Origin of the sequence: Streptomyces sp. NPDC048442, assembly GCF_040651475.1 — a bacterium.
Lineage (GTDB): Bacteria > Actinomycetota > Actinomycetes > Streptomycetales > Streptomycetaceae > Streptomyces.
In genome coordinates this window covers 16,689-28,781 of record NZ_JBEZKB010000019.1, presented here as the reverse complement: position 1 = coordinate 28,781, position 12,093 = coordinate 16,689, and the positions used below count along the sequence as shown (strand labels likewise).

12 protein-coding genes are annotated in these 12,093 nt (G+C 70.2%); 8 read left to right on the top strand and 4 right to left on the bottom strand.

Going from position 1 to position 12,093, the window contains the following annotated elements; all coding sequences use genetic code 11:
* The first annotated feature begins 10 nt into the window (after nucleotides 1–10).
* From AB0D18_RS26025 to pstB, 6 genes are all read left to right on the top strand, one after another.
* Complete coding sequence (locus tag AB0D18_RS26025; RefSeq protein ID WP_362423140.1) at nucleotides 11–1,093, top strand: CHAD domain-containing protein; 1,083 nt, start codon at nucleotides 11–13, stop codon at nucleotides 1,091–1,093.
* A complete protein-coding gene (locus tag AB0D18_RS26020; protein WP_362423136.1) occupies nucleotides 1,090–1,545 on the top strand; it encodes an NUDIX hydrolase in 456 nt (151 codons plus the stop codon). The genes AB0D18_RS26025 and AB0D18_RS26020 overlap by 4 nt, the downstream gene beginning before the upstream one ends.
* Before the next feature lie 380 nt (nucleotides 1,546–1,925).
* Complete coding sequence (pstS, locus tag AB0D18_RS26015) at nucleotides 1,926–3,059, top strand: phosphate ABC transporter substrate-binding protein PstS (RefSeq protein ID WP_362423133.1); 1,134 nt, start codon at nucleotides 1,926–1,928, stop codon at nucleotides 3,057–3,059.
* A 352-nt stretch (nucleotides 3,060–3,411) separates the two neighbouring features.
* Nucleotides 3,412–4,425, top strand: a complete 1,014-nt coding sequence (gene pstC / locus AB0D18_RS26010; RefSeq protein ID WP_362423130.1) for a phosphate ABC transporter permease subunit PstC — start codon at nucleotides 3,412–3,414, stop codon at nucleotides 4,423–4,425.
* Nucleotides 4,422–5,498 carry a phosphate ABC transporter permease PstA gene (gene pstA / locus AB0D18_RS26005; protein ID WP_362423127.1) on the top strand — a complete coding sequence of 359 codons (1,077 nt, stop codon included), beginning with the start codon at nucleotides 4,422–4,424 and terminating at the stop codon, nucleotides 5,496–5,498. The genes pstC and pstA overlap by 4 nt, the downstream gene beginning before the upstream one ends.
* A 33-nt stretch (nucleotides 5,499–5,531) precedes the next feature.
* A complete protein-coding gene (pstB, locus tag AB0D18_RS26000; RefSeq protein ID WP_362423124.1) occupies nucleotides 5,532–6,308 on the top strand; it encodes a phosphate ABC transporter ATP-binding protein PstB in 777 nt (258 codons plus the stop codon).
* A gap of 147 nt (nucleotides 6,309–6,455) precedes the next feature.
* Here the strand turns inward: pstB and AB0D18_RS25995 are convergent, their stop codons facing one another.
* A complete protein-coding gene (locus AB0D18_RS25995) occupies nucleotides 6,456–7,454 on the bottom strand; it encodes an inorganic phosphate transporter (RefSeq protein ID WP_362423121.1) in 999 nt (332 codons plus the stop codon).
* Between the two features lie 4 nt (nucleotides 7,455–7,458).
* On the bottom strand, nucleotides 7,459–8,079 hold the full coding sequence (locus AB0D18_RS25990) for a DUF47 family protein (RefSeq protein WP_362423118.1): 621 nt from the start codon (nucleotides 8,077–8,079) through the stop codon (nucleotides 7,459–7,461).
* Between the two features lie 217 nt (nucleotides 8,080–8,296).
* Here AB0D18_RS25990 and AB0D18_RS25985 point away from each other — a divergent pair, with 217 nt between their 5' ends.
* Nucleotides 8,297–8,644, top strand: coding sequence for a metal-sensitive transcriptional regulator (locus AB0D18_RS25985; protein ID WP_362423115.1), 348 nt, complete (start codon nucleotides 8,297–8,299; stop codon nucleotides 8,642–8,644).
* A gap of 131 nt (nucleotides 8,645–8,775) precedes the next feature.
* Here AB0D18_RS25985 and AB0D18_RS25980 read toward each other — a convergent pair whose 3' ends face one another.
* Together AB0D18_RS25980 and AB0D18_RS25975 are read right to left on the bottom strand one after the other, a co-directional pair.
* Nucleotides 8,776–8,937: a hypothetical protein gene (locus AB0D18_RS25980; protein ID WP_362423614.1), complete on the bottom strand. Its 162-nt coding sequence runs from the start codon at nucleotides 8,935–8,937 to the stop codon at nucleotides 8,776–8,778.
* A gap of 181 nt (nucleotides 8,938–9,118) precedes the next feature.
* Nucleotides 9,119–9,925, bottom strand: a complete 807-nt coding sequence (locus tag AB0D18_RS25975) for a hypothetical protein (RefSeq protein ID WP_362423112.1) — start codon at nucleotides 9,923–9,925, stop codon at nucleotides 9,119–9,121.
* A 543-nt stretch (nucleotides 9,926–10,468) separates the two neighbouring features.
* On the opposite strand from AB0D18_RS25975, the gene AB0D18_RS25970 reads away from it, so the two are divergent.
* The gene (locus AB0D18_RS25970) at nucleotides 10,469–12,076 is read left to right on the top strand and encodes an FAD-binding oxidoreductase (protein WP_362423109.1); all 1,608 of its coding nucleotides are present in this window, start codon (nucleotides 10,469–10,471) and stop codon (nucleotides 12,074–12,076) included.
* Nucleotides 12,077–12,093 lie beyond the last annotated feature (17 nt).

The window sequence follows — 12,093 nt, the reverse complement described above, 5'->3', positions numbered from 1 at the left end:
CGACTCTCTCATGAGGGCCGAGGGCACTCCTCCCGCGAGGACCGGGACCACCCCGCCTGCGCGCGCGCAGGGCGACCTCCTCCCCTCCTACCTGCACGCGCAGGCCGCCGAGTTCCTGCGCGCGCTGCGCCGCCACCGGGAGAGCTCGGACGCCACCGACCAGGACCGGTCCGTGCGCTCCGCGCTCGACATGCGGCGTTCGGCGCGGCGGATCGGCGGCGCGCTGCACACCTTCCGCCCCCTGACGGACCGCGGCTGGGGGGACCCACTGCGGGCCGAACTCGCCTGGCTTTCGGGGATGCTGGCGCGCGAGCACGCGTACGCCGACCGGCTGGAGCGGCTGCTGGACGCGCTACAGCGGCTGGGCGCGCCGACGGCGCTGCCGGTGGCGAGGGGGAATGCTGCGGGACAAGGGGGACAGGCGGGACCAGTGGGGCAAGAGGGGCCGGGGACGGCTCCCGGGCCTCGCGAGGCCCTCTCCCGAGAGGCTCCCTCCCGAGAGACCGCGCTCGGCATCGCCCGTGCCGGGGCCCTCCTGGAGCGGCAGCTCACCCTCGCCCGTACCCGCGCCCACTCCGCCGCCCTCCAGGCCCTCGGCTCCTCCCGCTTCCACGCGGTCGCCGACGCCGTCGCACTGCTCGCCTCCGAAGCACCGGTCGAGCCGGGCGACCCGGCCCCGTACGCGGCCCACGCCGAACACCGGCTGACCGAAGCGGTGGCCGCCCTTCCGCTGGGCCGCGCGGCCCGCCCGTACAACTCGGAAGCCGTCCACGAGGGCCAGGACTCCCCCTGGCACCAGGTCCGCCTGCTGCTGCGCCTGCACCGGTACGCCCAGGAGGTCACCGGCGGCGACACCACCGCCCTGACCGAGGCGAGCCGCACCCTGGACCTGCACCGCGACGCGGCGGAAGCGGCCTCCGCGGCGGCGGCCTCGGCCCGTACCGCACGCATCGCACCGGCCACGGCGTACGCGCTCGGAGTACTCCACTCCGAACAGCGCCACGAGGTCGAAGCGGCCCGCTTCACCTTCCAGCGGCAGTGGCGGCGCACGGCTACGGCTGCGGCAGACGTGACCGAGGTGGTCCGCCGATGACCGAAAGCAGCCGTACGGGCACCCGTACCGGCAAGGGAACGATCCTCGCCGCCGGCTGCGTCCTCTGGCGCCGCGCCCCGTACGACGGCGACCTCGAGGTCTGTCTCGTCCACAGGCCGCGCTACGACGACTGGTCGCACCCCAAGGGCAAGCTCAAACGCGGCGAGGACCCGCTGACCGGCGCGCTGCGCGAAGTGCTGGAGGAGACAGGTCAGCACTGCCGGCCGGGGGCCCGGCTGCCCTCCGTGCGGTACGTCGTGGGCGGCCGCCCCAAGAGGGTCGACTACTGGGCGGCCGAGTCCACCGGCGGCACCTTCGTCCCGTGCGACGAGGTGGACCGCATCCTCTGGCTGCCCCCGGTCGCGGCCGGAAACCGCCTCACCGAACGCCGCGACCGCGAGCTGATATCCGCGCTGCTGAGGGTCGTCCCGCTCAGCCCGTCCGGCATCTGAGGGCGCGCAACTTCAGCCGTCCGGCATCTAAGGCCGCGCAACTTCAGCCCGTCCGGCGTGTGAGTGCGCGCGACTTCAGCCCGTCCGGCCTGTGAGGCCGCGCGGACGCGCCCCGTGCACGGGGCGCAGCCCCGAACACCGCCTCCCACCAGCGTGAGCGCAACAGCGCGCGCCCCCCGGCGTGCAGCAACACCCCTCCGCCCGCCACGGTTCACCTCGCGTTCACCCTCCCCCGTAGGCCGCTTCACCTGATCTGCCTAATTTCGTACTTACAAGGTCTCCGGCGAGCAGCCGGGAACCTCCCGCTCACGTACACCCCACGACTCCACGCACGCCGCCCGCCCAAGGGACAGGCGGCACCCGGAAGGAACCAGAGAGTGATGAAGCTCCAGCGCAAGAACCGGCTCCGCGCCACCGCAGTCGGCGCCCTCGCCGTCTCCGGCGCCCTGCTCCTCACGGCGTGCGGCTCGGACAACAACAGTGGTGGCAGCACCGGGGGCACCAGCAACAGCTCCGCCGCCAAGAACGTCAAGTGCGACGGCGCCAAGGGCAAGCTGCTCGCCTCCGGTTCCTCGGCGCAGAAGAACGCCATGGACCTCTGGGTCAAGAACTACATGGCCGCCTGCCAGGGCGTGGAGATCAACTACAAGTCCTCCTCCTCCGGCGACGGCATCTCCAACTTCACCACGGGCACGGTCGGCTTCGCCGGTTCGGACTCCGCGCTGAAGCCCGACGAGGTCGAGGCCTCGAAGAAGGTCTGCAAGTCCGGCCAGGGCATCAACCTGCCGATGGTCGGCGGCCCGATCGCGATCGGCTACAACCTGCCGAACGTGGAGAACCTCGTCCTCGACGCCTCCACCACCGCCAAGATCTTCAACAGCCAGATCAAGAAGTGGAACGACCCGGCGATCGCCAAGCTGAACCCGGGCGCCAAGCTCCCGGACACGGCGATCCAGTCGGTGCACCGCTCCGGCGACTCGGGCACCACCCAGAACCTCGGCAAGTACCTGGGCAAGGCCGCCCCCGCCGACTGGAAGTACGAAGCCGAGAAGAAGTGGCCCGCCCCCGGCGGCCAGGGTGCGAACGGCTCCGCCGGTGTCGCGGCCCAGGTGAAGCAGGTGGAGGGCTCCATCGGCTACTTCGAGCTGAGCTACGCGACCTCGCAGTCCATCCCGACCGTCAAGGTCAACACGGGTGCGGCGGCCCCGGTCGCCGCCAACTCGGAGAACGCCTCCAAGGCCATCGCCGCCGCCAAGATCAAGGGCACCGGCAAGGACCTGGCGCTCAGCCTGGACTACACGACCAAGGCCGAGGGCGCGTACCCGCTGGTCCTGGTCACGTACGAGATCGTCTGCGACTCCGGCAACAAGGCCGAATCGCTCGGCAACGTGAAGTCCTTCCTCGGCTACACCGCCTCCGACGAGGGCCAGAAGATCCTCTCCGAGAACGGCTACGCCCCGATCCCCGCCGAAATCAACTCCAAGGTCCGCGAAACCATCGCCGGCCTGAAGTAACCGGGGCCGGGTGGGACGGCCCGACCGGCCAACCCCACCCTCCCCCTCCGCCCCCAGCCCCCCTAGCCCCCTTGGGCAACGGGGCCGCCCCCACCGCCCCCAGCCCCCTTGGGCAGCGGGGCCGCCCCCCGGGGGCAGTGGGGTCTCCCCTGCTCGAGCGAAGCCGAGAGCTTGGGGAAGGGTGGGCAAGGGGGCGGCCCCCACGCGGAGCCGCCCCCTCACCCCCGCCCACCCCACGACCGCCCCACCCGCCAGCCCCGCCCACCCCGCCCCACCATCCGGTGCACCGCCGCCCGGGAGCACCCCCGCCACCACCGGCGCCCCGCTCCCTCCCAGACCGGAAAGACCCGCCATGCCACCCACCGCAGCACCCACAGACTCCCCACCGGCACCTCCCCCGCCCGCCGAGGGCAAGGCCAAGGTCAGGGCCACGGGATCCGCCACCCGCCCCGGCGACAAGATCTTCCTCGGCCTCTCCCGCGGCTCCGGCATCCTCCTCCTGGTCGTGATGGCGTCCATCGCCACCTTCCTGACGGTCCGCTCGGTAGTCGCCATCTCCGGCAACGAGGGCAACTTCTTCACCACGTTCGACTGGAACCCCTCCGGAGACCCCCCGGTCTTCGGCATCGCCGTGCTCCTCTACGGCACCGTGGTCAGCTCGATCATCGCCATGCTGATCGCCGTTCCGATCGCCGTCGGCATCGCGCTCTTCATCTCGCACTACGCCCCGCGCAAGCTCGCCGCGCCCCTCGCGTACGTCGTGGATCTCCTCGCCGCCGTGCCGTCGATCATCTACGGCATCTGGGGCGCCCTCTTCCTCGTCCCGTACCTCGGCGGACTGAACTCCTGGCTGGACGAGTTCCTCGGCTGGACGCTCATCTTCGAGAAGACCGAGGTCGGCCCCGCCCGCAACCTGTTCACCGTGGGCATCCTCCTGGCGATCATGATTCTCCCCATCGTCACGAGCGTCAGCCGCGAGGTCTTCCTCCAGGTCCCGAAGATGAACGAGGAAGCAGCCCTGGCCCTCGGCGCCACCCGCTGGGAGGTCATCCGCCTGTCGGTCCTCCCCTTCGGCCGCTCCGGCGTGATCAGCGCATCGATGCTGGGCCTGGGCCGCGCGCTCGGCGAGACGATGGCCGTCGCCACGGTCCTCTCCCCCAGCTTCCTCTTCTCCGGCCACCTGCTCGACGCGGGCGGCGGCACCTTCGCGCAGAACATCGCGGCGAAGTTCGACGAGGCCAACGAGTACGGGCGCGACGCACTCATCGCCTCGGGCCTCGTCCTCTTCGTCCTCACCCTGCTCGTCAATGGCGCGGCGCGGCTGATCATCGCCCGCCGCAAGGAGTACTCGGGGGCCAACGCATGAGCCAGGCAACGATGACCCAGGACACGATCCCCGCCCCCGTCGCCCGTACGAACTCCCTCTCGGGCAAGAGCCTCCCGCGCTGGTCCCCGATCGGCTTCGGCGTCGTCTCGCTCGCCCTCGCGATCGGCCTCGGCACGGTCGCCGGCTGGCAGAGCAAGGTCCAGTGGGGTCTGCTCGCCGCCCTCTTCTTCGTCGTACTGACCTACACGGCCAGCACCGTCGTCGAGGGCAAGCGCCAGGCCAAGGACCGCGTCGCCACGAGCGTCGTCTGGGTCTGCTTCCTGCTCGCGATCATCCCGCTCGCCTCCCTCCTGTGGGTGACGGTCAGCCGCGGCATCAAGGTCCTCGACGGCTACTTCCTCACCCACTCGATGGCCGGCGTCCCCGGCTTCGAAGCGGGCGGCGGCGTCTACCACGCCCTGATCGGCACCATGGAGCAGGTCGGCATCGCCACCCTGGTCGCCGCGCCGGTCGGCCTGCTGACGGCCGTCTACCTGGTCGAGTACGGCAAGGGCGCACTGGCCAAGGCGGTCACGTTCTTCGTCGACGTCATGACCGGCATCCCGTCCATCGTCGCGGGCCTCTTCCTCCTCTCGATCATGCTGATGTTCGAGCTCCAGCCCTCCGGCTTCATGGGCGCCCTGGCGCTCGCGATCCTGATGGTCCCGGTGGTCGTACGGTCCACCGAGGAGATGCTGAAGCTGGTACCGAACGAGCTGCGCGAGGCCTCCCTCGCCCTCGGCGTGCCGAAGTGGCGCACGATCCTCAAGGTGGTCCTGCCGACCGCCGTCGGCGGCATCACCACCGGCGTCATGCTGGCCATCGCCCGCATCGCCGGCGAGACCGCCCCGATCATGCTCCTCGTCTTCGGCTCCCAGCTGATCAACTCGAACCCCTTCGACGGCGCCCAGTCCTCGCTCCCCTTCTACATCTGGGAGCAGTACCGGGTGGGCAGCGAGGCGTCGTACGACCGCGCCTGGGCAGCCGCCCTGGTCCTGATCGCCTTCGTCATGATCCTCAACCTGGTGGCCCGCGGCATCGCCCGCTGGAAGGCCCCCAAGACCGGTCGCTGACGCGACACCCTTGAAAGCGAAGTGACCGTCACCATGGCAAAGCGAATCGACGTATCCGGCCTCTCGGCCTTCTACGGCACCCACAAGGCGATCGACGACATCTCGATGACCGTCGAGCCCCGCTCCGTGACCGCCTTCATCGGCCCGTCCGGCTGCGGAAAGTCCACCTTCCTGCGCACCCTCAACCGCATGCACGAGGTCACCCCGGGCGGCCGCGTCGAGGGCAAGGTCCTCCTGGACGACGAGAACCTGTACGCGTCCAACGTCGACCCGGTCTCCGTACGCCGCACCGTCGGCATGGTCTTCCAGCGCCCCAATCCGTTCCCCACCATGTCGATCTTCGACAACGTGGCGGCGGGCCTGCGCCTCAACGGCTCGTACAAGAAGTCCGAGCTGGCCGACACCGTCGAGAAGTCCCTCAAGGGCGCCAACCTCTGGAACGAGGTCAAGGACCGCCTCAACAAGCCCGGCTCCGGCCTCTCCGGCGGCCAGCAGCAGCGCCTCTGCATCGCCCGCGCCATCGCGGTCGAGCCCCAGGTCCTGCTGATGGACGAGCCCTGCTCCGCCCTGGACCCGATCTCCACCCTCGCCATCGAGGACCTGATCGGCGAGCTCAAGGAGCGCTTCACGATCGTCATCGTGACGCACAACATGCAGCAGGCCGCCCGCGTCTCCGACCGCACGGCCTTCTTCAACCTGGCGGCCGTCGGCCAGCCCGGCAAGCTCATCGAGCTCGACGAGACGGAGCGGATCTTCTCGAACCCCTCCGTCCAGGCCACCGAGGACTACATCTCGGGCCGCTTCGGCTAGACCGTACGAGGCCGGACGTACGAGCCTCCCCACACACTTGCGGTGCTGCATGGCGGTGCCACCGCAAGGCGAAAGGGCCCGCCCCCGGTGCGAACACCGGGGGCGGGCCCCTCCTACTCCTACGTAAATCTCGTACGAGAACCTGCTCTAGCCGAAGGCCAGCTGCACGGCCCAGAAGCTGACCGCGGCCACCACGGCCGCCGCCGGCATCGTGATGAACCAGCCCATCACGATGTTCTTGGCAACGCCCCAGCGCACGGCCCGCGGGCCCTTCGTCGAGCCGACGCCCATGATCGCCGACGTGATGACATGCGTCGTCGAGATCGGCGCGTGGAACATGAACGAAGCCGTGTACATCACCGAAGCAGCGGTCGTCTCCGCCGCGAAGCCCTGCGGCGGGTCCAGCTCGATGATCCGGCGGCCGAGCGTCCGCATGATCCGCCATCCGCCCGCGTACGTACCGAGCGAAAGCGTCAGCGCACAGGCGATCTTGACCCAGATCGGAATCGCGTCGCTCTGACCCTCGACATCGGCGATGACCAGCGCCATCACCACGATGCCCATGGTCTTCTGCGCGTCCTGCAGACCGTGACCGAGCGCCATGCCGGCCGCCGAGACCGTCTGGGCGATACGGAAGCCGCGCTTCGCCTTGTGCGGGTTCGACCTCCGGAACATCCACATGATCGCGACCATCACCAGATAGCCGATGATCAGGCCGACGAACGGCGACAGGAACATCGGAATGACGACCTTGGACAGCACGCCGCCCCAGATCACCTCGGTCCCCCCGGCCAGCGCCGCGCCCACCATGCCACCGAACAGTGCATGCGAGGACGACGAAGGAAGCCCGAAGTACCAGGTCACGAGGTTCCACACGATCGCACCGACGAGCGCGGCGAAGAGGATCGCCATGCCCTTCTGCCCGTGCGGAGTCGCGATCAGGCCCTCACTGACGGTCTTCGCGACGCCCTGCCCGAGAAAGGCACCGGCGAGGTTCATGACCGCGGCCATGGCGAGCGCCGCACGCGGCGTCAGCGCGCGCGTCGACACCGAGGTGGCGATCGCGTTCGCCGAGTCGTGGAAGCCGTTGGTGTACGTAAAACCGAGCGCGACACCGATGGTCACGATCAGCGCAAAGGTGTCCACGAAGTCAGGACTCCTTGACGGCGATGGTCTCCACCGTGTTCGCCACGTGCTCGAAGGCGTCGGCTGCTTCTTCCAGCACGTCCACGATCTGCTTGAGCTTCAGCACCTCCATGGCGTCGTACTTGCCGTTGAAGAGCTGGGCGAGCAGCTTGCGGTGGATCTGGTCGGCCTGGTTCTCCAGCCGGTTGACCTCGATCCAGTACTCGGTGAGGTTGCTCATCGTGCGCAGCCCAGGCATCGCCTCGGCGGTCAGCACGGCGGCCCGCGCCAGCACCTCGATCTGCTGCTCGACGCCCTTGGGCAGCTCTTCCACCTGGTAGAGGACGACCAGATCAACGGCCTCCTCCATGTAGTCCATGATGTCGTCGAGCTGCGAGGCGAGGTTGTAGATGTCCTCGCGGTCGAACGGCGTGATGAAGGAAGAGTTCAGCTGGTGGAAGATCGCGTGAGTGGCGTCGTCGCCCGCGTGCTCCGCTGCCCGCATCCGCTCCGCGATCTCGGCCCGGGCGGAGGAATCCGCGCCGAGCAGTTCCATGAGGAGCTTGGAGCCCGTGACGATGTTGTCCGCGGATGCGGAGAACATGTCGTAGAAGCTCGTCTCCCGGGGGGTCAGACGAAAGCGCACGTGGGGTCCTCGGGGTGCATTGGATTCGGTCAGGCTGATGCTAGGCGCATCATCCGGCCACGGCTAACCGGCGTTCCTCAGTGTCGCCCATCGGGCAGAGTGGCGGGCAAGGACCCCCGCAGGACCCCTGCAGCACCCCCGCGGCTCGCCCCGGAACCCCGTAGAATATACCCACGAGGGGTATCAAACCCCCGCTGACCTTCCCCTGGAGGACGCGATGACGACCACCGAAGAGGCGGCCGACGTGACCGTGCCGGACGCGGCATCGCCGGCCCCCGCCACGACGCACGGATACCACAAGCAGAAGGACGAACACCTCAAGCGCCTGCGCCGCATCGAGGGCCAGATCCGCGGCCTCCAGCGGCTCGTCGACGAGGACGTCTACTGCATCGACATACTCACCCAGGTCTCGGCCTCCACGAAGGCCCTCCAGTCCTTCGCCCTCCAGCTCCTGGAGGAACACCTGCGGCACTGCGTCGCGGACGCGGCGGTCAAGGGCGGGACGGAGATCGACGACAAGGTCGAGGAAGCGACGAAGGCCATCGCCCGCCTGCTGCGCACCTGACCCCTGGCCTCGACCCCTGGTCCCCGACCTCTGGTCCTCGACCTCTGGGGATTTCCCTACGTACGAGGTACGAGGAGGGGGGAAGCGGCCGATGCCCCTTCCCCCCTCCTCGCACTCTCTCCTGCCACTCGCTAGTCGAACTCCTTCGCAGCGAGCAACAGCACCTCGTCGATCCGGTCCGAACTGAGCCGATCCCCGTCCGCCGAGGACGCCGCGATCATCAACTCACCGCACAGCTCGATCTCGGCGAGGGCAACGCGGTCCTGTACGGCCGCACCACGCATGGGAACCACCTGCATCACCTCTTCCGACTTCTTCCGCCGCGGGCCGGTTTCCTAGCGTAGGGAGGACAGCACACACCGCGCATGGCACGGACGGACCATTTCGCCCCCACCCGCCCTCGCCATGCGCCGGGGCACGCCGGGCAAGTACGGCACCGATCCGCCTGCTGACGGATCTTCCCCAGGTATCCGCCTACTGACGGATCTTCCCCAGGTAAATGTCCTTCACCGGCGGCAGCACGATACGCACCGGCCTCCCGAACCCCTCCAGCCCGGTCGTGGACGTCACCGCAACCGCCTTCCCCGCATTGACAAAGCTGAACCGGTGCCGCACCTTCCGCACCCGCCCCAGGTCATCCAGATACGCATCGAACGCCACGCCTTTCCCGAAGAGCCCTTTCGCCGCCGCCCCGAGCGGCCCGCGCAGCTCCGCGGTCGCGGCCCGAGCGGCCCGCCCCAGGTCGGCGACGCCGCGGTAGTGCCGCAGCCCGTTCTCCTCCCCCACGTACGAAACTTCCCGCGCGCCGCGCAGCAGCTCGACGGCCGCCAGGGGGTCGGTGGCCCCGCCCGTCACCAGGTTCCCGTCCGAGAGCGACGCGGTCTCGATGCGCACCCACTTGTCGGCGGGCACCCCCGCGCCGCGGTTCTTCATGAACAGCGCCCCGGGCGCGAACACCTCCACCATCGGCCGGTGCTCCTGCTGCCCGGCGGGCCCGGTCGGCAGCAGCACCCTCAACTGCCCGCTCCGCCCCCGGAAGTCGTAATTCCCCGTCCCCCGGATAGTGACCCGGGTCCCGCCGGCCGCCATCTCCATGGCCGTACGCACATCCCCCGCGCTGCCCGCCCGCAGCACCACGTCGGCGGCTCTGCGCACGGTCCCGCCGGGGTCGCCGCCCCGCCGGTCCTCGGCAACGGCCCCACCCCCGCTGCACCCTGCCGTGGTCCCCACCAGCCCGGCCACGACGGCCAGTGCGACCGCCCCACCGCTCACCCTGTCCATCCGTCCGCCTCCGGAGTACGAGCCTCCTGCTCGCCCCGTTCAACGAGCCCTCGCGCAACTTCGTCACGCCGTACCGTGGACCTGTGCCCGAGAACGAGCCCTCCACAGGCCCCGCCCCCCACCGCACCACCACCACCGAACGAGGCTCCTTCTGCCACGCCCACTGCACCTGCGGCTGGCGCGGCCCCGCCCGCCGAAGCAGAGACAGAGCCCGCACAGACGCAACGGAACACACGCAACCCACCCCGTAACGGGGCGCCCCTTTAGGGGCGCGGGGAACTGCGCCACCAGCCCCAACGCACCCGCACAGGCAATCGGGGTCCGGGGCGGAGCCCCCGGTTTCGGGAAGGGGCGGGGAGGGGACAGCCCCGCGCAGCGGCCCCACCCGCACACTCCGACCAGCCGCAGGCGGGAACCCCCACCCGCACACCCCGACCGGCCCCGCCCGGGAACCCCCACCCCCACTTCACCGTCCCTCCCAGGGAAGGGAGGAGCCCCCCCCCGCCTCAGGGAGGAGACCCCATGGCCCAGGGAGGAGACCCCATGACCCTGCCCCGCCGCACCCTCCTCACCACCACCGCCGCGACCGCCGCGACCCTCGCCCTGGCCACGGCCACCGCCTGCCAAGGCGACCCCAAACCCACCCCACCCAGCCAGCCACCGGCCCCCAGCCCCAAGCCCCCCGCTCCCCAGCGCCCCAAGCCCCCCAAACCCCCCACCCCCCAGGACTGGCCCGCCCTGGCCCGCTCCCTGGAAGGCCCCCTGATCCGCCCCGGCGACCCCGCCTACCCCACCGCCCGCCAGCTCTACAACCCCCGCTTCGACGACCAGAAGCCCGCCGCCGTCGCCTACGTCGCGCACACGGCCGACATCCGCGAGGCCCTCGCGTTCGCCCGAGCGACCCGCACCCCCGTCTCGATCCGCAACGGCGGCCACTCGTACACCGGCTGGTCCAGCGGCGCGGACCACCTCGTCATCGACGTGTCACCACTCGCCACCATCAAGACCCCCACCCCCACCTCCGCCACCATCGGCGCCGGCGCGAAACTCCTGGACGTCTACCGCACCCTCACCACCTCAAGGAGCCGTACGATTCCTGGCGGCTCCTGCCCCACCGTGGGAATCTCCGGCCTCACCCTCGGCGGCGGCCACGGCGTCGTCTCGCGCGCGTACGGCCTGACCTGCGACAGCCTCACCGCCGCGACCCTCATCACCGCCGACGGCAAAACCCTCCGCTGCAGCGCGACCCAGAACCCCGACCTCTTCTGGGCCCTGAGAGGCGCAGGCAACGGCCAGTTCGGCGTCGTCACCGCACTCGAATTCCGCACCCACCCGGCCCCGCAGGCGGTCACCGGCTATCTCTCCTGGCCCTGGTCCAAGGCCGCCGCGGTCCTCACCGCCTGGCAGGAGTGGGGCCCGGACCAGCCCGACGAGATCTGGTCCTCCGCGCACATCTCCGCGGGAGCGGTGGGCGGCAACCCCACGATCTCCCTGGCGGCGTTCTCCCTCGGGTCCAAGTCCGACCTGGCGAACGCCCTGGACCGCCTCACCGCGAAAGCCGGAGCCCCCCGCTCCACCACCCTGCGCTCCCGCGGCTTCCAGGACTCGATGCTCCTGTACGCGGGCTGCGCGGACCTCTCCGCCGCCCAGTGCCATCTCCCGGGAACCACCCCCGGCCGCACCCCCGAGGGATCCCTCAACCGCGAGACATACGCCTCCCGTTCGGACTTCTTCGCCCGCACGCTTACTCCCGCGGGGATACGGACCCTCCTCACGGGGATCGAGAACTTCACCCGCATCACGGCCGCCCAGGGCGGCGGCGGAGGCACGATCGCCCTGACCGCACTGGGCGGTGCGATCAACCGGATCGCCCCTGACGCCACGTCATTCGTCCACCGGAACATGCGCGTACTCGCCCAGTACACGGCTTCCTGGCGCCCCGGCACCCCCGGCATCGCGCAGCAAAAGTGGTTGACGGCCACTCATGACTCCATGCGCCGCCACGCATCCGGCTCGGCCTACCAGAACTACCCGGACGCGAACCTCCCCGACTGGCGCCGCGCCTACTACGGCACGGCCGCCGACCGCCTGGCCGAGCTCAAGTCCCGCTACGACCCGACCCGCCTCTTCGACTTCCCCCAGGCGCTCTGAATCTCCACCCACCTACG

Coding starts and splice junctions, on each gene's coding strand:
- AB0D18_RS26020 (WP_362423136.1), top strand. CDS start 1,090: ATGACCGAAAGCAGCCGTACGGGCACCCGTACCGGCAAGGGAACGATC.
- pstC (WP_362423130.1), top strand. CDS start 3,412: ATGCCACCCACCGCAGCACCCACAGACTCCCCACCGGCACCTCCCCCG.
- AB0D18_RS25985 (WP_362423115.1), top strand. CDS start 8,297: ATGACGACCACCGAAGAGGCGGCCGACGTGACCGTGCCGGACGCGGCA.
- AB0D18_RS25970 (WP_362423109.1), top strand. CDS start 10,469: ATGACCCTGCCCCGCCGCACCCTCCTCACCACCACCGCCGCGACCGCC.
- pstS (WP_362423133.1), top strand. CDS start 1,926: ATGAAGCTCCAGCGCAAGAACCGGCTCCGCGCCACCGCAGTCGGCGCC.
- pstB (WP_362423124.1), top strand. CDS start 5,532: ATGGCAAAGCGAATCGACGTATCCGGCCTCTCGGCCTTCTACGGCACC.
- AB0D18_RS25975 (WP_362423112.1), bottom strand. CDS start 9,925: ATGGACAGGGTGAGCGGTGGGGCGGTCGCACTGGCCGTCGTGGCCGGG.
- pstA (WP_362423127.1), top strand. CDS start 4,422: ATGAGCCAGGCAACGATGACCCAGGACACGATCCCCGCCCCCGTCGCC.
- AB0D18_RS26025 (WP_362423140.1), top strand. CDS start 11: ATGAGGGCCGAGGGCACTCCTCCCGCGAGGACCGGGACCACCCCGCCT.